Consider the following 25,814-nt stretch of genomic DNA (forward strand, 5'->3'; position numbering starts at 1 on the left):
CAATGGAATTGTCATTCATACCAACGCTATTCCCTTGTGAACATATGCTTAGTGGCGTTGCCAGAGGCTTGCTACTTACGGGGATGAAAAATCTCGAAGATGCTCAACGCCGTTTTTTCGGAAAGTCTGTGCCATTGTCGCCATCAGTATTGATGCACTCTGCTATGCAGCTATATATGCCAGAATCACTGTCAATAACGGGGCGAGAAAAATTTTTGGTAAATCACTCTTTGATGGGCTTTTTTAGCCACTGCTTGCGACATCAAAAAGTAGTTGCCGCTTTAGAGAACAACATAAATGACCGGACTTGGCCGCGGATCCCATGTATTGAGCAGTTAACGTTCGCTCAAATTTGGCGTTACTGCCCACTGTGTGTGCATGAAGATAAGAGACAATTTGGCACGGCATTTTGGCGGGTTTCTCATCAACTTCATACTTCAATTACCTGCGACAAGCATTTAGAGTATAGATTAATTGATCGTTGCTGCTCCTGTAATGCTGTTACTAAGGATTTGAAGGAGTATCCGATCCCAGATTGCAAGTGTCCCCAATGCGGCGCAATTATAGAACCCGAAATTTTTGAGCATAATGAGGTGACTCACTGGGTACAAAATACTGGATTACAATTGCTTAATGATGCTGGCGATTTGAAAACGCCTACTCATCGTCATTCAATGCGATATGGCTTTTCTGGTCGCGCTTCTTATTGTGGTTTAATAGGCTGGCAGAAGATTGCAGCCGCGCAGGATGATTTTCATTGCTGGTGTTTGAAACACCGAGCCAATCTGTATTTTGTTCCGAATACGATCGAAAAGAAACACAACGTCCTCGATCTATACAAGATGGCAATTTATCAGCGAAAGGTCCCTCCGGTGTCGTTGTTGTTGGGTTTCAAATTCCTTGGGGTAGAATCGATTGAAGACATTGAGTGATGCAACTCTGATATTTCATTTACCCGTAATGCCTGATGAAACGCTATACAGTTGGTTGGGGCGCTGCGTTATCCAGACTGGCTATCCTAGCTCGCGTTTAGCGATAAAAGCATTGGTTGGCTCAGAGCATAAACAGTTGGCATCTGCATTTTGCAATGTGGTGCCCGAGCTTTCGGAACTCACTGGAATAAATGGTTATATACTAATTGAAAATCATTCCATTCTGCCCATTTTCAGGTCACTTGTAAGCGCAGGAGTATATCAACTTGCCCAGACTGCAATGGTTAGTGGAAAAACTGACGAGCTGGATAAACTATTATCAACAACTGCCAACCGCATGAAACTTAACGTTCCGCTACGTTATTGCCCCCATTGCTGTGCACTGGATGAAGCAAAACATGGTTTTCCATTTTGGCATGTTGAGCACCAGCTACCCGGCGTATACGTATGCCTAAAGCATCAACTGTTATTGCAGGAGAGAGCTGTCGCTCGGAGAGATTTTATTTTTCCGGTTAATCACTGTGAAACCAGCGCAGAGTTAACAACTGAAGCGTCGTTATTGGCTAACTTTGTCAGAGATGCCTGGCAACAGCCCCTTGCTGGTTTTGATCATCAACGTTACCAAGATTGCGTTGTTGAAAAATTGCGATTATCAGGTTTTACAACTGAACAGGGCAGGGTGCGTCAAAGTAAGTGGCAGCAAAGTTTTATTGCGTTTTGGCAGCCATTATTGTTCATAACCGAGATTTCAGATCTACTGCAGAATGAGGCTGGTTTGTATCTACAGTCATTTTGCTACGCGGAATCAAAAACTTTATCGCCACTTAAACATTTTTTATTGCTTGCGTATCTATTTGATAGCTGGAAAAGCTTTACTGCATTTTATGCGCAGTTTAATACTGTTTCAGTAAAAACCGAATCTTTACCAGGCAAGGCCCCTAAAGCAAAAGTGCCGATATACCAACCTGACCAACATGGCAGCCTGAGAAGCTTCGCCAGGCGTCTAAATTGCTCAGTTATAACAGCCAAGAAACTAGCGTTGCAACAAGGTGCTCAAATAGAGCGACGGCCACAAACATTATTTGGTGCAGAGCGTGATCTTATTACGCAGTTGCTGTCAGACGGACTAAGCACGGCAAAAATCGCTAACAAAATATCTTGTAGTGTTGCAGCAGTAGAGCAAATTCTGGCGCAAAACCCTGATATCGGTAAGCAAAGAAAGGAAATGCGTCTATCAGTTACACGGCAAAAGCACCGCGATGCTATTCAAAAGCTTCTCGCTATAAAATCTACATGGCGCCGCACTGACGTGCAAAAAGCAGCCCGAGCGTCTTACACCTGGCTTTATAAAAATGATTCCGAGTGGCTATATCAGCAGCTACCGGCAGAAACCCCGCGAGAGCAGCGGTGGTTGCATTGACAATTAAAGTTTTATTTGAGCTTTTCCTCGCATTTAATTCATCTCTTAAATCTATCTAGAAAGCTCTCGTAAAAAATTCCCCAATTTGAAACTATATGGCAGACTAGTGAAATAGCAATTTCAAGAGAAATAGCCTTAGTACTTGAGGGAATAAGATTGGATATTGAATTTTGGGCTGGCGGTTTACAAGAACAAGAAGTGACTGCGATAAATAAGATTCAGGCGGCATTTTCAAATAAAGTTTCTGCATCAAATAAACCTGTTCAAGGCGGAACTTTCCGAGAAAAGTTACAAAACACTCGCAATGACAAAATGTTTCCATGGAAAGGATATGCTGGATTTCGTTTTGTTGACTCCAAAAAACATGATGGTGAGTTTGACCTTATTATTGTAACGCATTGCAATATTATAATTGTCGAGTTGAAAGATTGGAACCACCATTCAGTGACGGCTAAAGGAGATGTTTGGTTCAAGGGTAGCCAAAACATGAAGCGCTCTCCAGTGAGCGTTACCCGTGTAAAGAAGCAGACCCTGGACAATAAATTATCTAAAGTGGCTAATCGTTTTACTAATAAAGGCTTTGTACCCCATGTACATTTTTTCGTGGTAATGACGGGAGATGCAGATTTTAGTCAGTTACCCGAAGACCAGTTACTTCATACTCTCTCCCTTGAAGACTTTCTCACATTTGCAGATCGTAAGGTATTTAACGATAGATTCAGGCCGCATCCGAATGCTCAGGTTTTGAACCAAGACTTTCCATTATTTGATGAGTTATTTCTTGGGCCGCAAACAGCTCCGAAGGCACTGCGTGTTGATGGATACGAAGCAAAAGAGATAATTTTTGAGCATCCGAAAAAAGTATACAAAGAGTATATTGCTAAACCCGAGACGGCGACTAATACCGAGGCATTGCTGCGTGTATGGAGCTTTAAAAATGTCTCGGGAAAAAAAGCTTATACCGCTGAAGGAAGGGCAGAAATAGTATCTAGGGAACGTGAAGTCTTACAGTACATTAATCACCAGAACAGGGATTTATATAATCACTGTCTACGCTCTTTAACAAGCTTTCAAAAAGATGACGTAACGGCAGAGTACTGTGAAATATACGAGCTTCCGCCTGGGCATGTGCGGTTTAATGAGTTTATTGGAAAATATGGGAAAAACTTTTCTGAATTAGATCGTTTAAATGTCGCTAAATTATTAATTGCAAAGTTTGGAGATATGCACGAGATAAAAATCGCTCATAGGGACATTGCCGACCATAGTTTGTGGATCTCTCCATCAAAAGAGATCGCACTTTCCAACTTTATTTCTGCCTACCACCAACCTATAGGCACAGTAGGTGATTATCGTCAGAGTATTTCGGTAGGTGCCATTGAAGCCCAGGAAATGCTTGATGGTTCTGATTTGACGCCGTTCCAGCAAGATGTTCATGCTTTAGGATTAGTTGTTTGGCATTTACTTAGTGGTAAGCGGATGTCTCCTAAAAGTATGGAAACAGTACAGGATGACATGCTAAACGATGAGCATTGGTATTCAGGTGTTTTGTTAGATGCTGTTGCTGGGAATTTTCCTTCGGCATCATACTTTTTCGATGTATTAAAGCGCGCCGAACCGGATGCAAAAGAAATCCCCACATTTGATGACACTGAGCTTGATCCGTATCGGCATGCTATTAATCACTCACGTCAGTACAGGGAGGACAATGATTTTATAGTTGAAAATGCCGAGAAAGAAATTTACTTGTCAGGTGGAAGATTAGTCAAAGCCTGGTTAAATGTTGGAAGCCAAAGTAATGATATCGCCGCAAACTTTCAAGTGCTTAAGTTTTTGAAGCAGCTAGATAAACTATATTCCTTAAAACCAACTTTCCTACCTGAAATTCGTGAGTTCGGGATTGCTACTAAGTCTTCAAGTTTATATCTAGTAACAGACCAAGTGGTTGGAATCACCTGGGACGAAATTGTAATCTCAGATGACGAAAAGCTAGAGATCATTGGGAAGTTTGTCGCTGCAGTTGAGCACTTACATACTTTGGGAGTATCGCACGGGGATATTCACCCAAGAAACGTGATGGTGATAATCGATAGTCTTTCTATATATCTCGTCGATATTCCTGACTTCGCTCCAATTGGGGGAGAGCCTAAGAATCACCTATACAGCCCTGAAAATATTGATGGTTGTACCTCATATGAACGTGACAATTTTGCAGTAATAAAAATGTCTTGCGAATTGCTCGGTTTGGAATGGGGAAACGAGTCAGAGTTATTTCCTGACATAGCGGATGCAGTAAAAGCTGAGTTAAAAGATCAGCAGTTTGGGTTTAAGGATTTAGGTCGTTTCAAAAAGGCACTATTTACTGATTGTAAATCGTCAGAACAGCCGTTGATTGAAGTAATAGCAGGCAATGCAGACGATTCGATTACCATATTGCCCGACAACGGACATTTATATATTAAAGTTGAGCCAAACCGCACAAAGCCGTCAGAAGTTAAAGTCATTTTCACCGGTATTGGTGGTAGTTTCTCAGCGATGTTCTGTAAACATAAGAATGAGTTTGTGATGGGTTTCAAGCCGCGATCCCGCTCTTCAATTCGCAGACAGGACATTGACGAAAGTCAGTTTGAGATTAGCTCAGCTATTCGAGTTATACCTGGGCGTATTCAAGAATTGTCTTCGCTTACCGAGCTACTTAGCAAGGATGAATCCTTTGCTAGAGCGATTGAGCTGATTTCGTTGGGAAATGAAAAGCAAGACCAGGATCAAAATCAGGAAGTGCTGACGAATCAACTAAAAGAAGCATTCGCAAGGATTGATTCGCAAACTGCAGAGAAAACCATTAATAAGACGTTAGAGATCCCGACTGGAAAACTATGGCGGGCGATCTTGGATACTGAAACGGAGTCTTATCCAAATATCGAATTGAGTGGTGAAGTTATTTCTGTTGCTGATGCGCGTGGAGAGCTCATACTTCCTTATTCGGCAGACGTAGATCCGCTTGGAGGATTTAGTAGCAGTGATGAAGTAGAGGCTTTATTAGTTGATGGCGAGGGAGTCGAGCGGTTTATTGGTGAGGTTTCGCTCAAGAAGTCAGCGCTGAAAGAGATCCGATTAATAAAGACGCGTGCGGCAGCTTATGGATTAACAGACTCAGACATTGTTTATTTTCGAACGAAACAGGATAAAGCTTCTTATCGAAAACGTAAACGAGCATTAGAACGAATACTTGATCGAGAATGTGTGTTGCCGGAATTGATTGACCTTTTTGATCCTGCTTGCAATAAGGCTGCTCAAACATACGGTATCTCAGTAAGTGACGCTGATTTTGCAAGATATGACAGGGAAGACCACCATGGAAATAAGATAAGTCTAAATGAACAGCAAAGAGAGGCATTTACCAAGCTGGTAGATAACGGCCCGCTGTCTTTGTTGCAAGGACCACCAGGAACAGGAAAAACAGAATTTATAGCCGCGTTTGTGCATTATTTGATTGAAAAGCAGAACACTAGAAGGATTTTGCTAGTTAGTCAATCGCATGAAGCCGTAAATACAGCTGCTGAAAGGATAAGAAAGCATTGTGCTCGATTAGATACTGTTCTTGAAGTTGTAAGATTTAGTAATCGTGAAGGCGCTGTTTCACCCGGTTTGAAAGATGTCTATTCCAATGCAATTACAACCGAAAGGCGTGAGCTTTTTAATGCAGAAAGTAAGTATCGTGTTGAAGCTTTAAGTGACGCTATTGGTTTAGAACCAGAATTCATTTCGACTATGGTTACTGCAGAAATTAAACTTTTTAAGCAAATTGATCATCTTGAGACTTTGTTATATCGAGTTAATGATTTAAGAGACGAAAAAGACATAAAGGAATTGAAAGAAATTGCTGTGCAACTTGATATCTCAATTCGTTCGAAGTTAAGCACAGACTTTGGAATTTCGTTGGACACAAATACGAAAATATCAGACGCAAAAGAAATACTAATTTACAAGCTGTGTAGAGAGTATGGCGTCAGGCCTGATGAAGTACGTAGGGTAAGAGCATTAGCGAAGATTTCACGTGATATGCAAGATGCGTTGTCAGGTGAAAGAGTGAACCTCGACGAGTTTTATGCGCGCTCTAGACAACTGGTAACTGGAACTTGTGTTGGAATTGGCCAAGGGCATATTGGGATCCAGGATAATATCTATGATTGGGTGATTATCGATGAGGCGGCGCGTTCTATAGCTAGTGAATTAGCGATTGCTATGCAGTCAGCGAAACGTGTGTTATTAGTCGGCGATCACTTACAGCTCCCGCCTTTATACTCTGACGCACATAAGGCTGCTTTAGCACGGAAACTCGGCATTAACAATTTGCGTACAGAGGTTGATGAAGTGTTGCGAAGTGATTTTGCTCGTGCATTTAGCTCTAAATACGGTGAGCAGGCTAGTGCCGCGCTACTGACGCAATACCGAATGGCCCCTCCTATTGGAGATCTTGTGTCCCAGACATTTTATGAGGGCAAACTTAGAAATGGTGATAGGGTAATTCCAAAGGTTTATGACACTGCGCCTGCAGCATTACAGAGCAGTGTTACATGGCTTGATACTTCAAAATTTGGACAAAAAGCTAATCATTTGGAAAGCGGTGGAACAAGTATCTACAATCGTTGCGAAGCTGATCAAATTATCTCTGTGCTTAAGCAGGTATCTGATAATGAAGAATTTGTTGGGCAACTCTCGAAGCTTACAGGTAAAGACGAAGCTGCGATAGGTGTTATTTGTATGTATGCGGAGCAAAAGCGAGTACTCCGACAGAAGTTCAATCAGGAGATTTGGAGCGATGGCTTCAAAGACATTGTCAAAATCGATACGGTTGATAGCTATCAGGGTAAAGAGAATAGGATTATTATTTTATCTCTTACTCGCTCAGATAAGTATCACAGCCCCGGATTTTTAAGAGCTCCAAATCGAATTAATGTAGCTATGTCTCGAGCTATGGATCGCTTATTGATTGTCGGAAATGTGAATATGTGGAAAGGAAATAACAAGGATCTTCCACTGGGTTCTGTGGTTCATTACATGGATGAGCATGGATTAGAAGCAGGATATAGATTTTTAACAGTGGAGCAGGGAGGGAAACAGAAATGATGTCTGACTTTAAAGTAATATATAACGAGGTTGACTTCTTGCTGCCCGCACAGAGATTTAATATCCAATTCTCTTTCATTTCACAGAAGGGTTTGCCGTTTATAAGGGAGTTTTTGCTGAGGCTTATACATTTAGCACCAATGAACAAAAATCAAATATCTACTTATTTTGGCTTAAGTCGACTCGAAACAGAAGAAGCCGTAAGTGATTTAGTTCAGCGGGGAGAACTTACTTTATCAGCTGATGGTCGTCTTACTTTAACCGATAAGTCTAATGGGTATTTTACTGATATTGGAGAGATCCCTCAGCTTTCGACAGTTCAGGATAGTGGAGCATCACTTTCATTTGATTTAGCTACTTTTAGTTGTTTTAGTAACGACAACGTTAAGGATACATGGAAAGCGGGATTGGCATTAAAGATTGATGACAATAATGCATCCCGGAGTGAGCGATTAGTTGAAAAACACTTTCAGTGGCAGTTCAACAAAATATTAGATAAAGGCTTTTTACCTAATCTTGTATCTCAAGACGGTAAGGATTTACCTTCTGTATATACGGTAAATTCAGTCAATAAACTACGTCAACTACCGTTGCGTCTAAAAACAGCATTCCAAATGGATATTGATGGTAAAGCAGTTGAGCGTAAAGACTATGAAGAATTAAATAACTCTGAATATGTGCATGAGCTGATAGCCATGCAGTTGTCTAGGTTGTCGGGACAAAACAACACCATGAGTATCTTCAAGTCTATGCTTATGATTGGTGATGAAGAGACTCTCAAAATTTTTGACTCAAAGACAAACTTAATCAATCCTAGTTACATCGGTGACATGCAAGCTTTGGAAGAGCATAGTGCTTCAGGTCGTTCAACTTTTCTAGGGCCTATATACGCAAGTGATAACTGGGATAGATTTCAAAAAGTTCTTGCACCAATTTTGACTACAAGAATAAAGCAGAAAGCTGATAGTGGTGGTAGTAGCTTTACGTGGATTGCTCCCTCAGATTCTTTTTGGTCGAAAAGCGATAGGGTCATTTCAAGTCTTAGTGACTTTCTTAGCAAGGCGAGTACTAAAGAAAAAAAGTTATATAACCCGGTTGTCTATGTTCCTTTATCTGATGGTAGTGATTTCCGATCTGCAAAGCAGTGGATGAATGATTTTGATCAATACCACAAATATATAAGGGGGGTAGTTGAAGGTTTTCTTGACGGTAATGTTGAGATACTTCATTTGGAGGATGAACTAGTTGTTGTCATTTATCATTTCGTTCAGCCAGAGACTTTACCTGTGTCCATGCCTATAGGTTTTATTTCAACAGATAAAGAGACAGTTGCAAAAGTTGGCTCATTAATAACTGACTATCTTGAAGGCAGTTCAGCGTTTGATAAACCAAACGATTGTGGAGCTATCGCTTCCATAGCAAGAGGCCGCTAGTAGTATTGGTGCGAGTCACAATCTTAATTAAAATTGAATTCCGGCCTTTGGGGTGAGAATTGCAATTTGTCACAAACTTAATTAAAAAATGGTGTTGCTTAACCTATTGATTTTATTAGGTGGCTAGTCACAAACTTAATTACACGCTGACAATAATTGATCCCATTAAATAAGTCGTTTAATGGGATTAAATAAGTCGTTTAATGGGATTAAATAAGTCGTTTACCGGAAATAAGACGTTTAAAAGTTAAAGCCCACCTTATAGTGGGCTTTTTGTTGTCAGCCTTAAACCACAACAAATTCAGCAGTATGAGTTTTGCGGACTTTCTTTGTTGACATTATTCACCTCGTTAAGCGATTGTACTCGCTTAGTAAGGTGTCCAAAAGTGTTGGTACGGATCAGTTTTTACATTCATGGTGGCCATCCGCGTTTTGTAAGTTTTGGCGAATGATCAGATCGGGAACCACCATGAATGTTCCCTAATCACCTAACTTTTTATTTTAACTACAGAATTTCTGGGGATACCTCAGAAATATTTCTCCATAATGGGAATAGGAAACGGATGAGCCTACACCGGGCAAATAAGACAAACATTCCACACCAAAAATCCAGAAAAAAATTCACAAAAAATTAAATCTATTGACAAAATGATTTTTTTTACTAACTTTCTTGGGCTGATTATTTACTGAGCAGTGGATCCCCCCTAACGACCAAATCTACAGAGTCAAAATGACTTTTATAAATTAATAAGGATATTTAATGTCAAGCATGGTTAAACAAAAATCACTAGTGTTTTCGATTTTACTATCAATTTTTACTGCTGAAGCCCTAAGTATTGAACATATCAGTATTGTTGGGCAAAGGCCAAGTGACAATGGCTTTAGTGTTTTATGCTCAGGTTCGGAGTGTGCTAATCTAGCAAATAGCATGGCATCAGCCGTAGCTGAATATCAATCTCAATTTGACTCCATCGGTGACGAACAATTAATCCAAGAAGTTAAAGATACTTTTTGCCAAGCTTTACGCTCTAGAGAGCCCCAAGCTTGTCATCAATACAGAGCGTTCACATATTTCCCCAGCGATATAAGTGACTATCATATTAGATTCATGTCGATTCCCCCAATCTCAAATGGCTGTGGTACAGGCTCGATATTCGAATCAGCAGCAGTTACTCTACTCGACATTCGTGGTTTAGACGGTTTTAGCGGAAATGCAAATAGCCCAAGAGCTGGTTATGATTTCACAAGCGCTTGTAATAATCATGACATCTGCTATGCATCAGGCAGCTCTCAACGTTCTTGCGATGATGCATTTGCTTCAAATCTGCTGTCAGCATGCTCTGGTGAGCTAAAATGTGGAGATTTTGCAGAGTTGTATACTGGTGCTGTGCGTGTCTTTGGCTCTAAAGCAAAACAAAACGCTGTAGTTGTGAATGCTTGTAGAAATTTTAAGGATGATTTCAATGCAAATTGCTAAGTCTGAAGCAAAATTATCGAGCCCAAAAATGAAAATGTTAAAATATGGACTTTACGTAGCAGTTTCACTTTCAGTAATTTTTATTCTACTTTCCTTGGATAAAACCCATAACACAACTGATATTAAGGTTGTAGATTCTAAGACTATAGAAAGCTCTCTAAATAATATTGAAAGCACATCGACTAGCAACTTGGGATCACGTTTAAAACTAGCGGAGAAAGCTACAGATGAGTTACATTTTGAAGAATACTTTAAGTCTCTTTCTGAGAATGAAAAAGATAAAATAATACTTTTAAACGCATTTTTGTTTAATTTAGTTAATCGCCCAAGCAATGAAGAGTTTGAAATTCTTTTATCACAAGGTTACCCTAATAAAAGCGAGTTGAACTTTACTTCATTAAATAGATTTGATGAGGTTTCAATTATGTTATTAAACAACAAAATTGAGAATTATCCACTACAATCAGAATTTCCTATAAATATTAATTCACTAAGGGTTTTAAATTTTGTAAATACTGTTGCGGAAATCGAAAAAGTAATTTCGTATTATCATACTGATTTTAAGTTTAGTTCTGGCGTAAATCCAAACTCTTCTTGGATAGATGGTGGAGATAAAATGCCTTCTCAAGTAAAAGAAGCACTAGAATCTTTAGTGTATTCTAATGCTGCATTATCAACTGATACAGGACTTGAACTGCTTGCTAAAGCAAAGTTTGAAGAAATGATGTCTTATTGGAATAATGAAGATGCGAGCAATAATGACACTTTATTCAAGCACTTGTCTGTAGCTAGTAAAAAATTACCATTTATAGGCATAGACGATTACGTCAAATCAAAATATCCTGAAAATTATGAAGGGTATTTAATGTTAAAATACCAAGATGATAAATAATTCCAATCTCAGTAAACTTTGTTTTTACAGATTAGAAAATAAGATTAGTGCTGGAAATAAAATGTTTAAAAACTGGCTTGCGCTTGTGATTTTTTAGAGTTTGCTTTGGTTTTTGCCATTTATTAAATGAATTTCTGGTTTTATTGCATTTGTTTTGCGTTTATTGAATAAACGGCTTATTTAAATTTGTATGAGTCTGGAAGGCTTATAAACGATATTGTCCATTAAACGACTTATTTAAATACATCAAATTGTGTTTCCATTAAATAAGTCGTTTAATGGGATTAAATAAGTCGTTTACCGGAAATAAGTCGTTTAAAAGTTAAAGCCCACCTTATAGTGGGCTTTTTGTTAGGTGATTAATAAGGATACCCTTTTGAAATAATGAGATTCCTGTTAGTTTTGTCACATATCTGATATGAAAAGCTGCGAAACGTCATGAATCTTCAAAAATTACTTAACATTATATTTTAACTGGATAATTTAAGAAGATACCTCAGAGGTTCGGCTATTTGACTGTATAAAAATGCCTTAAGGAAAACTTAAGGGAAAGCTGTTTATAATGAATTATAGTCTCATGATGAATAGTTGGCCTTTTAAGCGAGAAACGGATGCCTGAAACGATTTGTATTAGTGTTGTGATTCCAGCCAAAAACGAAGCCGATAATATTTCGCCATTGGTGTTAGAAATTTTTGATTGTTTTTCCAATAGAAATGATTTTGAGATCATCTATATCGACGATGGTAGCACGGATGACACTTATAAAAAAATTATGGCATTACATGATGCTTATCCAACTAAGGTACAACTGGTAAGACACCAAAAATCTGTTGGTCAAAGCACAGCCGTCTATTCAGGTATTCAATTTGCCCGTGGTGATTTAATTGTCACACTTGATGCTGATGGGCAAAATAACCCAGCCGATATCCCAACCTTATTACAACATGCTGAAAAAGTTAAACTCATTGAGCAAGACTTTTGTATTGCTGGCTACCGTAAAGCACGTAAAGACACTTCTTGGAAACGTTTCCAGTCAAAAGTGGCTAATAGTGTTAGAGCCAAATTATTAAATGATGATACTCCTGATACCGGTTGTGGGTTGAAAGTTTTTCCAAAAGCAACCTTTAACAAGCTACCGTACTTTAATCACATGCACCGTTATTTACCGGCACTTATCAAGCGCTTAGGCGGTAGCATCGTTGTAGTAGAAGTGAGCCACCGAGATCGTCAACATGGCCAATCAAAATATGGTATGTGGGGGCGTTTGTTTGCAGGGTTAATCGATATGCTAGGTGTAATGTGGCTGCAAAAACGCAATAAAAGGGTACATGTTACTGAAACCACCTGTACAACTAAAAATTAACAGACTTAAACCAACATATTATTTACCACTATAAATGACTCAATCACACTCTGAACACGTTAACGTTAAATGGTATAAACAAAGCATTGCCACTTTTGTTTTGTGCTTAGTTATCGGTTGGATCTTGACTGATTTTGATTTTTTGTCGTCGTTTAATCAAGAATGGATTGATCGCGATATTAGAGAAAACGGCATTCAAGGCGTGATCTACTTTCTAGTCATTGGTGCAGTGCTAACGGCATGCGGCTTTCCAAGACAGCTAGTGGCTTTTCTTGGCGGATATGCATTTGGCTTTGTGTGGGGAACCTTAATTGCAACTTTGGCAGCTGTTCTCGGATGTTCGTTGGTGTTTTATATTTCTAAATATGCCATATCACCGTTAATTGTTAAGCGATTTGCACGCCAAACAGCAGCAATTGCTGGTTTCTTAGCTGCACAACCTACGCGTAAAACGATCATTATAAGGTTATTACCCATTGGCAGTAATCTTATTACTAATTTGCTTGCGGGCGCCTCACGGATAAATGCACGCGCTTTTTTTATTGGGTCTGCGGTAGGATATCTGCCGCAAATGATTGTTTTTGCTTTACTTGGTAAAGGGATATTAATCGGTTCTGATTGGAAAATTGCTCTCAGTATTGTGATGTTAGCAATTTCAAGTGTTCTCAGCATTCATCTTTATAAACGATACAAACGCAGCGCCGTTGAATTCAGCAGTAGCGATAATAACGCACTCAAGCCTAGTGCCAAGGAAGAGTTATGAATACCCTTAAACCAACTTATCTTCCAGCGTTTCTGCAACAAACTGGTGCGACTAGCTGGCTATTATTTTTTGTGGCGGCAGTACTTATTTTTTCCGGTATGGGGCTGCGTGATCCCTGGCCTGCGGATGAACCTAGATTTGCTTTTATTGCAAAAGAGATGGTTGAAACGGGCCAATGGTTTTTTCCTGCCCGTGCCGAAGAACTTTATCCCGATAAACCCCCCATTTTTATGTGGACGATTGCCTTTTTTTATTGGCTAACGGGTTCAATGCGCTGGTCTTTTCTATTGCCTAGTGCCTTGGCGGGGATGTTAACGTTGGTATTAGTGTATGACATTACAAAACGGCTATGGGACAAAAAATCGGCTCTGGTAGCAGGCTGGCTATTGTTATTTAGTCTTCAGTTTTTGTTGCAAGCAAAAACCGCGCAGATTGACGCCATGGTTTGTGCTTGGATCACCCTAGGTTGCTATGGACTGTTAAGGTATTGCTTAGTCGATGGTCAATTTAAATGGTATGCGCTTGCGTGGTTTTTTATGGGTATTGGTGTTATCACCAAAGGTGTCGGGTTTTTACCCGTATTTATGCTGCTGCCATATATTTGGTATGCGCGAAACACAGAACGCTCGCAGCGAGTTGTGCAACACCCGCTCTGGACCTGGTTCACTGGGCCAGTTTTTATGTTAGCGGCGATTAGTTTATGGTTTATTCCGATGCTATTGTTGGTTGCGCAAGCTGATAACAATGCTTATGAAATATACCGCGATAATATTTTATTAAAGCAAACGGTGACCCGTTATGCCGATGCTTGGCATCATGTAAAGCCTGCGTGGTATTTCATTACCTCTGTGATACCGGTATTTTGGTTACCTGCCATTCTCACCGTGCCTTGGTTAATTAAACCTTGGCTAGCCGCAGTAAAGCAATATGACGGCCGTATTCTTCTGCCTTTAGGGTATGTGTTATTAGTCATCGCGTTTTTCAGTGCAAGTTCTGGTAAGCGAGGTGTGTATATTTTGCCAGCATTGCCTATGCTCGTTATTGCTATTGCCCCTTATTACAAAGAGCTTTTATCGAAAAAATTACTTAAAAATAGCTTATTTGTTTTTACACTAGGTTTAAGTTTGCTTTTGACTTTGTTGGCGATTTTAGGCTTAGCCGATGTAAAGGCCGTAAGCAAATTAGCGCTGAAAATTGAGATAGAACCTTGGTATTTATTTTTGCTTATTGGTGTTATCGGTATAGTAACTTTACTGCTAAATAGAAGCTACAAATGGCTTGCTTGGCCGGTATTTTTTAGCGTGTTGTGGTTATCCTATAGTACCAATGGTTATCAACTCAGAAATAACGCCAGCACACCGATCTCAATTTATGATCAAGTACAGCTGCAATTTGCGGCACGACAAGAAACTCAGCCACAAATCGCTTTAGTTAATTTTTCAGAACAATTTTTCTTATTTTCACCTTATGCTATGTATCATTTTGGAGCGCATACGCCTAATGATCAGCAATTAATGGCCGCATATCATTGGCAGCAAAATGAGCATCAGTATGTATTAATTGAAGAAAGCTTGCTCGAAAATAGTTGCTTTGATGTTGCACAGGCGCTGGATGTCGGTTTCGCACATCGACGTCACTGGATGTTATTACCTATTAGTGCCAAGCATGCTGATTGTCAACAAGCGGAAGTTGAGCTGAAAACTTACTCATACAAAACATCAGCTTCAAAATAACAATTTTTATATGGCAAAACGTGATTTATTAAAATCCAAAGTTGGTAAGATTCATGTTTTTAAGTGTTTGGCATGAAGCATATTAATTTATTAGCTTAAATGTTGTTGGGAGTTCTTCATGTTTGAAAATAGGCCATTGACGCCTGCTAGCTCATAACTGATCGCAGTATTCCATGGTGCGACATGTTGTTAATGACTTATTTAAAAATAAAAGAAGTGTGAGTACATTCACCCCTTTGATGCCTAATAAAAAAGGGTTAACTGCCAACAATACAAAAAGGGTTATTTGTCTTTTTGTCGTTATCGGTAATAATGTGAGCCCTCGAATTTGAGGGCTTTTTTGTCACTGAAATTGGCTTTATTCTTGAGCAATGCAACGACATCGCTGATAAATCGCCTTTGGCGTAACAAGGTACCGATTCAAGCTGATTGGGCCATCTGTTATTTAGTGTTAAAGCATTACAGATCACTGAAGCGTTATCTTTCAGCTAAAGGCAACAAACCCAACAATCCTAAATGAGTCATCAAGGGCAACATAGCATGAGCAAGATTTACGTGTTACATGAAAACAATGATTGGACCGTGCATTTACAAAATCGACTCGATGAATTGCATTTCCCTTATGAGCTATGGCATTTAGATGAGGGCATCATCGATTTAGCCAGTGAGCCACCCGAGGGTGTTTTTTATAATCGTATCAGTGCTTCTTCTCATACCCGTGATCACCGGTTTGCCCCAGAACTGGCTGGCGCAGTAATCGCTTGGCTGGAATTTCATGGCCGTAAAGTGATCAACGGCAGTAACGCATTGCGTTTAGAGATCAGTAAAGTACATCAATACTTGGCTTTAGAAAAAGCCGGTATCGCCACGCCAAAAACTATTGCTGCCGTAGGCAAAAAACACATCATCGCCGCTGCAAACTCGTTAGGCATGGGCTCATTTATCACCAAGCATAACCGTGCGGGCAAGGGGCAAGGTGTGCAATTATTTCACTCGGTACAGGCACTGCAAGAGTATCTTGATGGTCCTTACTTTGATGCGCCGGTGGATGGCATTACCCTTATTCAGCAATATATTAAAGCAACCGAGCCCTTTATCATCCGACATGAGTTTATTGGTGGTAAGTTTTTGTATGCTGTGAAAGTGGATACCTCTGAAGGGTTCGAGCTTTGCCCAGCCGATGCCTGTTCAATAGGTGACATGTTCTGCCCAACAGATGAAAAACCGGCACAGCCCAAAGCGAAATTTGAAATACTACAAGATTATCGCCCCGCCTTTATTGAGCAGTATGAAGCTTTTTTAAAAGCGAATCGCATTGACGTTGCGGGTATCGAGGCCATTCAAGATGCAGATGGCAACAGCTATGCCTATGATGTGAATACTAACACCAATTATAATTCAGACGCTGAGGCCAAAGCGGGGCAATTTGGTATGCTTGAACTGGCACATTACTTAAAAGCCGAGTTAGATAAAGTATCTGCCTAAGTATTCGGATTTGCTGACGCAATCTTAGTTCTAAGGCACACTTTTTCTGCATCGAGCCATTACATAAACCGCTGCTACAAGGCCGCGGTTTATTTTTTATGCTTAATAGGCCAGCTTTATGATTTAGAGAAACCTGTCTTTACTCGTGGTATTTTTAACTAACTCTTTTAACCATTTCGTAAATACTAATAGTTGTGTCATTAAGGGACTTGATTTAATTCAGTTGAAGAGATGACCTGTACAGCATCATGATTTGATGCAAAGTGCGGCTAGTCGGCAACAGGCGTGTTGTAACTTGTTACAACCACGGTATTTCTGCCTTTCTCCTTGGCCGAATAGAGTGCCTCATCAGCCAAAATAATTAATTTATCCAGATCAATTTGATTTGGAGTGGCACTTACCACACCAATACTCATCGTCACATTGCCTATTTTATTTAGGTCAATTTTTTCAATTTGTGCTCGCAGAACTTTTGCGAGTTGTTGCGCCTGATCACTGTTGGTATTGGGTAAAAATATTAAAAATTCTTCACCTCCCCAGCGTAATGGAATATCAGATTCACGTAGGCGACTTTTAATTTCTTTAGCTACCGCTTTTAGCACGCTGTCGCCTGCGGTATGACCAAATTGGTCATTAATTCGTTTAAACCAATCTAAATCCATCAACATGATGGACATTGGAATATTGTGCCTTTTACCCAACTCCCAACTTGGGTAAACAAGCTTAGAAAATGCCCGGCGGTTATACAAGTTGGTGAGCGGATCATGCAGGGCATTGCTTTCTGCGACTATTCGAGCCTTTTGCGCTAACTTAAAATTAAACCCAAGAGATATAGACAATAGTGACATCTCTAATAGCATGCCTATTTCTATCCCTCGAAACGCCCATTGCGAATAAGGAATAATGCCCCAAGTGGCAAAACTAGAAATGGTTGCGCCGCCGGTTCCCATAATTATGGCGGGAATAAAAAACTTGGCTAGCGGATCGTTATTTTTGAAAGCCAGGTATCCAACCACGAGCATCCAAACCGATAGGATGGTTAGCATAATTAACTGGGTCATGATGATAAACGCGCGATCACCAGACAAAAATATCAGAGCCGCTATGACTATTAAACTGGCATAGATGCGCTGCCTGTAGGTATACAAGGCGGGTAAACAAGTCCGTGTATTCAAAAAGCCAATAGTAAACATGACTGCTGAGATCAAATAGCAAAACATGAGGCTTGGCATTAACCACTGCTGCAGGCTGACCGATCCAGACCAAAGCAGCCAAAAACCATGTCCGGTATAAGTGAAATTAAATGCAGTAAAGGCAAACAGGTAGATGGGGTAAAGTAAGTACTTAATTTCTTTTAAGTAAAAGTATAACGCTAAGTTGTATATCAGCAATATCAGTAAGCCACCATATAAAGCCCCATAAAAATACGCATTTTTGTTTAAGGCCTTGGCCATTGCCCTTTCGCTGCCCATGTAGACAGGAATGGTAAGAGGGTCTTCAGAGTTAATTCGAAAAAGCACATGAGACGTGCCCAGCGGAAATTTATGTGCAACCGACGGCATGCGATCTCTGCGTGAGCGATCTGAGAAAGGCACGTTATCGCCTGTAGATACCTGGTAAGTTAATTGGTCGGCGGTAAAAAAATACAGATCAATATTATCTAACCAGGCATTATCAATCTTTATAACGCCTTGCAAAGGTGCATCTGTCACATTTTCAACAGTTAATACCGCCCAGATTGTGCTTTGGGTAAAACCGAAACTCACTTTATTTTGAGTATTTTGAGTAAATTCATTGCGTTTGTATGCGGCAAAGGCTTCCTGCGGCGTTAAGCTGGATTTTGGGTCATCAAGTAAAAATAAACGCTCATTCACAAGCGCAATTTCAGTGTCAGTAAGTGCGGTATCTGCTGTCGCAAGCAGTGACCACAAACACAAAACAACGAGAAGAGTTGCTCTTATGAGCATTTGGCAGCGGTTCATAGGTAATGACGGTGATCCATTTTTACTCAAGGTTATTGGGTAGGGCTAGACAACCTTTTCTAGCTAGATAGCCAATAAATGCCAACACTATTTAAGTTATAGCCTAATATATCTAAGCCAATAAAGTAAGTGTTGGTAAGATATTACGCAATAAACGAAACAAGCAAAAGCCTAATTCGCAGCCACAATAAGCAGGCTCTAGACAAGAGTTTAATGTGACGGTTCAGTTTAACCTAGGTTCTTATCGTTTTTTCACTTATTAAAGTGTGAGACATCGATTTCTTAACATCATTCTTGTAATGCGCTTTTTTCAAAACGGTTCAAGAATGCTTCAAACTCCCTTATCGGTAGCGGTTTACTATAAAGATACCCCTGATACTCATAACACCCTAGTTTCGACAGTGCATTGCGCTGAGCTTCGGTCTCGACGCCTTCGGCAATCACGGTTAACCCTAAATTCTTGGCTAAACCAATCACCATCTGTGCGATCGCTGAGTCGTTAGGATCGATTAAGATATCTCTAACAAAACTGCTGTCAATTTTCAGCTGGTCCATGGGTAGAAGCTTCAAATACGATAGCGAGGAATAGCCAGTACCAAAGTCGTCTAATGAAAAACCTATACCATGAGCTTTTAGCAGAGTCATTTTGCTAATGATGTCCTCGGTATTTTGAGCAAGCATGCTCTCCGTAAGTTCAAGCTTAAGGAGGTTCGGATTAGCCCCTGTGTTTTTAATGATCGCTAACACTTGATCGACCCAATCGACTTGCATGAACTGACGTGCGCTGACATTGACAGAAATGCTCAAATCGGCCATTACAGGAATGTTGGCCCAGCTTGCCAGTTGAGAGCATGCCGTTTCTAATACCCAGCTTCCAATAGGAAGGATCAAACCCGTTTCCTCAGCGATGTGAATAAAGTTTGCGGGAGGGATCAAACCGTGCTCAGGATGCGTCCATCGGATGAGCGCCTCAACACCGACAATGCCAATACCTTCAGCGACCTGAGCCTGATAATGTAAAGAAAATTGTTTGAGGTAAATAGCTTGACGTAAGTCGGTTTGAAGGGCAACGCGTGCCGACATGCTTGCTTGCATTTGAGGCTCAAAGAAACGCAAAGTATTCTTGCCTGCCCCTTTGGCTTGATACATAGCAAGGTCTGCTTGCTGCAAGCAATTATCAATGTTTTGAAGGTTTTGTGTATCGACTAAAGTGACTCCAATGCTTGCGGTGCATTGATGCTCAAAACCATCCAACCGATAATTTTGAGCAAGCAAAGAGAGAATCTTTTCTCCGATGGAAGCTGCCTGGCTGGCGGCTTCTTCAGTGGAAGAATTTAAACCTTCAAGCAATACGACAAATTCGTCACCACCCCATCTGGCAACGGTGTCGCCCTCACGTACTGATGATTCAAGACGCTTGGCAACCATCTGAAGCAGTTTATCACCGATGGGATGGCCTGCAGTGTCGTTGATATTTTTAAACTCGTCTAGATCCACAAATAGTAAAGCTGTTTTAGCGCCACTGCGAACACTTGAAGAAAGGGCTTGCTGCATACGATCAATTAACAATAGACGATTCGGCAAACCGGTTAGAGAGTCGTAAAACGCAAGGTGTTCGACCTTTTCTTCGATGGCTTTACGTGCTGAGATGTCGGAAAAAACACCTACGTAGTGGCTGGTATGGCCTTGGTCATTTTTAACCGCCGTAATACTCAGTATTTCTGGATAGATCTCGCCGTTTTGGCGTCTATTCCAAATTTCACCCTGCCATGAACCATGCGCGTCAACACTTGCCCACAAAGATTGATAAAAGTCAGCTTCGTGTCGACCTGATTGGAGCAGACTTGGTGTTTGGCCTATGGCTTGCTCAGGAGAATAACCGGTAATAGTGGTAAATGCTTTATTGACACTGATAATGGATTTATTGATATCCGTTACCATCATACCTTGTTGTGACTCAAAGGCGGTTGCAGCGATCCGTAGTTGAACTTCTGCTTGTTTCCGATCGGTGATATCTTGAAAGAAACCATAGACTCTGCGGTTTTCAAAGTCAGCTCTGCCAATGGCATGTACATTGCGAAGATTGCCTTTTGCGGTGATGATCTCCAGTTCTAGATCAAATGGTTCGCCATACTTGATAATTCGATCTACGGCCAGTGCAATAATCGGCTTGGATGTTGGAGTATAGAAATTAATGCCAATTGCTACTGATGGATCTGACTCAGGATCCAGTTCATGGATATGGTAAACTTCTTCAGTCCATGTCTGTTTACCTGAGTCTATGTTAAACTCCCAGCCTCCTACTTTGCCGATCTGTTCGGTTTCGGCAAGAAGTTTTTGGCTTTTGTGTACTGCTAATTCAGCTTGTTTTCGGTCAGTGATATCAGTAATAAACCCCCTCAATTTTGTACCAACGCCATTTTCATCACGCGCAATAACTTGGCCTACGACGTTTAACCAATGAATAGACTGGTCAGGATAATGTATTCTAAAATCAAATTTATATTGATCAGCGCCTCCTTGCGCTATTGCACTGTCGATGAAGAGGGTAAATTTCTCACGATCTTCAGGGTGGGTAACGTTGATAAAAGTATTGAAATCGTATGGTCCTAACTCTGAGAGACCATATAATTTATCGTGGTTGCTCGAACGTGTTATTGTGCCAGTGACAAGATCTCTTTCCCAAGCTGCAACATTTGCTAACTCAGATGATAAACGTAATAACTCTTCACTTTGCCTTAGTTGTTCTTGTGCTTTTTTCAGGTTAGTCACGTCATAAAAGTTGATGATTACTTGAGTTAATTCACCGTTGAGATCAAATTCAGGAAAACCATCAACAGACACCCAATTCGGTTCCGTTAGGTGAGGGCTTACTATACCCAGTACAAGGTTTTTTAAACGTTGGCGTGAGGAAATTATGCGATTCACAGGATAGTCAGCCAATGGCATAACAGTGCTTTGTTCCGTGATGAAGTTCCAAGCCGGATCAATCCCTTTCTTGCCTTGCATTTGTTCTTCAGTTAAACCGAGCAATTCGCACGCGAGAATATTGCTATAAATAATTCGAGTATCTGGAGCGTGGACTACAACGGCTAAGTTTAAGCAGCGTAACAATTCAAGTTGGGAATATTGAGTGTTCAATTCGTGCCCTTTCAAAGGTATTTGAAGAATGCCGCAATGTTACTTTCAACTTTCAACTTTCAACTTTTACAAGACTATAAAAAGGTCTCATGTCTGTGATAGCTTTGTTTGCAAAACTAACGTATGTGGCTATAGTCAGTTTGTAATTTTTAGCGCCTTTGCATTGGTTTTTTAGCTGATTCGTTTCTAACCAGGAATTTAATGGTTCTTCGTATCCATTTAAAGATAGTTCAAAATTGAACTACTATGATCAATGTGTTGTGGATTTGTGACTTTTACATCGTATTCTTTAATAAGCATGATTACTCAATTAAAGCGCTCTGAGCTTGTAAAGTAAAAGCTAAAGGCCTTAATTTCACAAAAAAAACTGTGGATAATAACGACATCACGATTGATTTTATTGTATAAAAAATCGGCTTGCAAAGCCGCTAAACAAATTTTTTTGCTGGTATCTGTGCCGTATCTGTTGACCAGAATGGCCAAAAATTGTTCAACAGCCAGCTTAGTATTAATAAAGTTATGATGTTAACGTATTTTCATGATGTATTGACTAACCGCTAACAAGAGGTGCGGTCTTTTTACCAGTCCATCGTTGTGTTAGTGATGTTCAATCACGCTATTACCACCAGGTTGTTGTTTGACATTATGTAGTTTAGCTTACAAGGCATAAAATTAATTTTGAGAAGAATGAACCAGAGTTTTTTTTAAATAAAAATAACATGCTAATATCTTAAAAACGATTGCAGTAACGACAGTAGCGGCTTTATAACCAGTTAGCTCTAAAGAGGGACATATGAAAAAAACAGCTTTATCTTTAGCATTATTAGGGTGTTTAAGTGCACCCGCAGCATTTGCCGATGTAGCTATTAACGGTTTCGCATCCATTAAAGGTGGTATGACAACGGAAAGCGATCAGCAGCTTTATGGCTATGATAATAACTTTGATTTAAAAAATGAGAGTTTATTTGCACTGCAGGTTAAATCAGATTTAGGTGAAAAATTGTCAGTAACTGGGCAATTAATTGGCCGTGGCAGTAAAGACTTTGATGTCGGATTTGAGTGGGCTTTTATTACTTACGAATTATCTGAGAATATGCGGATCAATGCGGGTAGATTAAGAACGCCATTTTACAAGTATTCTGATTTTAAAGATGTGGCATATGCTTATGACTGGTTGCGCGTTCCTCAAGGTGTTTATGGTCTTGGTTTTGATAACATTGAAGGTGTTTCTTTTTATCGAACAGCCCAAATTGGCGGTTTAGATTCTACTTTACAGGCCGTTGCCGGTTCTTACGACGGAGAGACAACGGTTAGTGGTTTTGAAGTAGATGCTGAAATTAAAAATATCCTTGGTTTAACTTGGGAGCTTTCAAACGGCAACTTAAGCGGCCGTGTTGCTTATTTAAGAGGTAAAGTGACTATTGATGCAGAGTCTGCGTCACTCTCGCCAACGCTTACCATTGGTGGCTTGCTTAATACCTTGAATGGTCTTGGTTTAAATACTTTAGTCAGTGACATTGACATTCAAGACGAGACGGGTTCTTTTTTAGGTTTGGGTTTAACTTACGACAATGGCGACTGGGTTTTAGTCAGTGAAATCACTCAAGTGACAGTAGATAATAGTTTTATTGCTGAACAAAACAATTTTTATGTTTCATTGGGTAAACGTTTTAACAACCTAACTCCTTATATATCTTATGAGGTTGAAGATAACGAAAGCCGCGATAATATTTTCACACCGTTCCAAGCTGTGTTACCCGCACAGTTGTTTGTACCGGTGCAAGGTATTGTGCGTTCACAAGAGCGAAGTGCAAAAACATGGAACCTTGGTGCTCGTTATGATTTTCACCCATCTGCTGCGTTTAAAGTGCAATATTCTTCTGAAAAGAACGATTCCACTGGTGACCGTATTGGTTTAATTGCCCTTGGCGTTGATTTAGTATTTTAAGGAGTTGTTATGTTAAACAAAATGCTATTAGGCACGTTGGTTGCTTTCTCTTTTTCTGCAGCAGCAAATATTGCCGTTATCGTAAATCCTGCAAACAATACGAGTGTTGATGCGGAGGAAGTTGTTCGAATTTATACAGGGCGCTCGAATGCATTTGTTGCCGTTAATTTAGCCGAGTCTTCAGCGCTTCGTTCAGATTTTGATGAAAAGGGCGTTGGTCGCTCATCCTCTCAATTAAAAGCGCATTGGTCAAAACTGGTATTTACAGGAAAAGGTACGCCTCCAGCTGAACTTGCTAGTGAAGCAGAAGTAATAGAATTTGTTGCTGCTAATCCAAAGGCTATTGGTTACATCAACGCTGATAAAGCCACAGCAGCTGTAAAAATTGTTCATACTATTAAATAAAATCAAAATCCGGCGGTTATACCGCCGGCTTTGAGGTCGCCTTATGAGAAATTTATCAATAATTGTCAAAATATGGCTAGTGATTGCATTAGCCGTTGTTGCATTCTCTGCTGTAGTGACAGTGAGTATATTGTTTACCCTTAAAAATAATGATGCGACCCAGAAGATGCAAGATTTTATGTATGAAACTGCTAAGCTATCTTCGCAAGTACGTACCAATTTTGTATCGTTAGATGAGTTTTTTACCCAGTCTGTAACGCTATCTGATCCCGATTTACTTGCTACAGCTAAACAGAATCAATTAAGAATTTCAGAAACACTTGTTCGACTAAAAACATTAAATCCTGAGTGGGCTGACTCATTGCAGCAGCTTTCTCAAGAAACCAATAATTATGCTAACTTATCCTCTGATATCGCTCAGCGGTTTATAGACGGCGATGTAGATTTTGATGTAATTAAAAAACAAGTTGATACTAAAACAAGCTTGTATGAGTCATTGTCGGCTGATTTTCTTAAGTTCGAGCAACAAGCTGATCAGCGTTTTGCTAAGGCCATTTCTGATGTATCTGATAACTCAGAACGTTCATTAAAAGTCATTTTATTATTGGGTGGAGTCTTACTTTTATTAACAGCAGGATTAGGTCACATTATTGCCAACAGAATTAGCCAATCTGCAAAAACCCTAGGCTCGTCTCTAGCCGAATTAGCCAGTGGTAAAGGAAATTTAGCAAGCCGTTTGCCGGTAAATAGTGATGATGAGCTGGGTAAAGTTGCTATTGAGTTCAATTCCTTTATTAGTATGTTACAAGACTCTTTTAATGAGCTTGCACATGCGGTAGACCCATTAACAAAAAGCTCTCGTAATCTTGCTTCTGGTATGAAAGATCTTCAATTAATGACAAATGAGCAAAGCTTGGATTCAGAAACGGTGAGTCAAAGTATGGCGGAAATGCAAATGTCTGTTAGGGATATTAGTCAATCAGCTAACGACGCGGCTATTTCTGCTGAAAAGGCTAGCCAGTTAGCGAAGCACGGCTTTGATAAAACGACTCATGCGGTAGATTTTTCTGAGGGGCTTTCTACCGAGATTTCACAAGCACAGGCAGTAATTACTGAATTAGCTGAAAAAACTAAGAATGTGACGCAAATTCTCAGTAGCATTAACGCTATTGCTGACCAAACAAACCTACTCGCATTAAACGCTGCAATTGAGGCGGCAAGAGCGGGCGATCATGGCCGTGGTTTTTCTGTTGTAGCAGACGAAGTTCGTAATTTATCTACTAAAACAGCTCAGTCGGTTATTCAGGTGCAAAATGTAGTGGGTGAGTTAACACAGAATGTTAGTCAGGCCGTTAGCATTATGCAACAGGCAGTAAAAAATGCAGCGCATTCTGCAACTTTAGCAGCTGATGCAGGTGTTTCTATAGAGCAAATAAGTGGTGAAGTTCAACAAATTAGTTTGCTTAATGCTCAAATTGCTACCGCTACCGAAGAGCAAACCATGGTGGCCGAACAAATTGTGAGCAACACGAATAAGATGATTACCTCTTTTGTTAACTCCAAAACAGTGCAAAGTGATGTGAATGGTATTGCCAGTGAGCTTAAGGTGTTATCTGAGTCATTGGCTCGGATCAGCTCAAAGTTTGAAACCTAAACTTGATTTTCAGAGATTATTTCCCTAATGAACGCTAAGAAAATTTTGAGGGTTA

The 25,814-nt window shown here is 40.1% G+C and carries 15 protein-coding genes; 13 read left to right on the top strand and 2 right to left on the bottom strand.

Going from position 1 to position 25,814, the window contains the following annotated elements; translation table 11 throughout:
* Positions 1-2 precede the first annotated feature (2 nt).
* The 10 genes from JAO78_RS07510 (at position 3) to JAO78_RS07555 (ending at position 16,629) form a co-directional block, all read left to right on the top strand.
* Positions 3-932 carry a TniQ family protein gene (locus tag JAO78_RS07510; protein ID WP_226750760.1) on the top strand — a complete coding sequence of 310 codons (930 nt, stop codon included), beginning with the start codon at positions 3-5 and terminating at the stop codon, positions 930-932.
* Positions 916-2,352, top strand: coding sequence for a TnsD family Tn7-like transposition protein (locus JAO78_RS07515; protein WP_226750761.1), 1,437 nt, complete (start codon positions 916-918; stop codon positions 2,350-2,352). Before JAO78_RS07510 ends, JAO78_RS07515 begins: the two co-directional genes overlap by 17 nt.
* Before the next feature lie 156 nt (positions 2,353-2,508).
* On the top strand, positions 2,509-7,482 hold the full coding sequence (locus JAO78_RS07520; protein ID WP_226750762.1) for an AAA domain-containing protein: 4,974 nt from the start codon (positions 2,509-2,511) through the stop codon (positions 7,480-7,482).
* Positions 7,479-8,915, top strand: coding sequence for a hypothetical protein (locus JAO78_RS07525; protein WP_226750763.1), 1,437 nt, complete (start codon positions 7,479-7,481; stop codon positions 8,913-8,915). The genes JAO78_RS07520 and JAO78_RS07525 overlap by 4 nt, the downstream gene beginning before the upstream one ends.
* A 760-nt stretch (positions 8,916-9,675) precedes the next feature.
* Positions 9,676-10,392 (top strand): phospholipase A2 family protein, encoded by a 717-nt coding sequence (locus tag JAO78_RS07530; RefSeq protein WP_226750764.1) that lies wholly within the window; start codon positions 9,676-9,678, stop codon positions 10,390-10,392.
* A complete protein-coding gene (locus tag JAO78_RS07535) occupies positions 10,379-11,284 on the top strand; it encodes a hypothetical protein (protein ID WP_226750765.1) in 906 nt (301 codons plus the stop codon). Before JAO78_RS07530 ends, JAO78_RS07535 begins: the two co-directional genes overlap by 14 nt.
* Positions 11,285-11,895: 611 nt before the next feature.
* Positions 11,896-12,648, top strand: coding sequence for a glycosyltransferase family 2 protein (locus tag JAO78_RS07540; protein WP_226750766.1), 753 nt, complete (start codon positions 11,896-11,898; stop codon positions 12,646-12,648).
* A 124-nt stretch (positions 12,649-12,772) separates the two neighbouring features.
* On the top strand, positions 12,773-13,411 hold the full coding sequence (locus JAO78_RS07545) for a TVP38/TMEM64 family protein (RefSeq protein WP_226750767.1): 639 nt from the start codon (positions 12,773-12,775) through the stop codon (positions 13,409-13,411).
* Positions 13,408-15,144, top strand: a complete 1,737-nt coding sequence (locus tag JAO78_RS07550; protein WP_226750768.1) for an ArnT family glycosyltransferase — start codon at positions 13,408-13,410, stop codon at positions 15,142-15,144. The genes JAO78_RS07545 and JAO78_RS07550 overlap by 4 nt, the downstream gene beginning before the upstream one ends.
* Positions 15,145-15,684: 540 nt before the next feature.
* A complete protein-coding gene (locus tag JAO78_RS07555; protein ID WP_226750769.1) occupies positions 15,685-16,629 on the top strand; it encodes an ATP-grasp domain-containing protein in 945 nt (314 codons plus the stop codon).
* A 269-nt stretch (positions 16,630-16,898) separates the two neighbouring features.
* Here JAO78_RS07555 and JAO78_RS07560 read toward each other — a convergent pair whose 3' ends face one another.
* Positions 16,899-18,641 carry a diguanylate cyclase gene (locus tag JAO78_RS07560; protein WP_226750770.1) on the bottom strand — a complete coding sequence of 581 codons (1,743 nt, stop codon included), beginning with the start codon at positions 18,639-18,641 and terminating at the stop codon, positions 16,899-16,901.
* A 258-nt stretch (positions 18,642-18,899) separates the two neighbouring features.
* Entirely contained in the window at positions 18,900-21,752 is a 2,853-nt protein-coding gene (locus JAO78_RS07565; protein WP_226750771.1) for a sensor domain-containing protein, read from the bottom strand.
* 793 nt (positions 21,753-22,545) lie between these two features.
* Here JAO78_RS07565 and JAO78_RS07570 point away from each other — a divergent pair.
* The 3 genes from JAO78_RS07570 to JAO78_RS07580 are packed head-to-tail and all read left to right on the top strand — an operon-like array spanning position 22,546 to position 25,759.
* A complete protein-coding gene (locus JAO78_RS07570; RefSeq protein ID WP_226750772.1) occupies positions 22,546-23,700 on the top strand; it encodes a porin in 1,155 nt (384 codons plus the stop codon).
* A gap of 9 nt (positions 23,701-23,709) precedes the next feature.
* Positions 23,710-24,105 carry a type 2 periplasmic-binding domain-containing protein gene (locus JAO78_RS07575; RefSeq protein WP_226750773.1) on the top strand — a complete coding sequence of 132 codons (396 nt, stop codon included), beginning with the start codon at positions 23,710-23,712 and terminating at the stop codon, positions 24,103-24,105.
* 43 nt (positions 24,106-24,148) lie between these two features.
* Positions 24,149-25,759 carry a methyl-accepting chemotaxis protein gene (locus JAO78_RS07580; RefSeq protein WP_226750774.1) on the top strand — a complete coding sequence of 537 codons (1,611 nt, stop codon included), beginning with the start codon at positions 24,149-24,151 and terminating at the stop codon, positions 25,757-25,759.
* The last annotated feature ends 55 nt before the right edge of the window (positions 25,760-25,814 follow it).

The sequence above is a fragment of the Alishewanella maricola genome (assembly GCF_016343785.1).
Taxonomy (GTDB): domain Bacteria; phylum Pseudomonadota; class Gammaproteobacteria; order Enterobacterales; family Alteromonadaceae; genus Alishewanella; species Alishewanella maricola.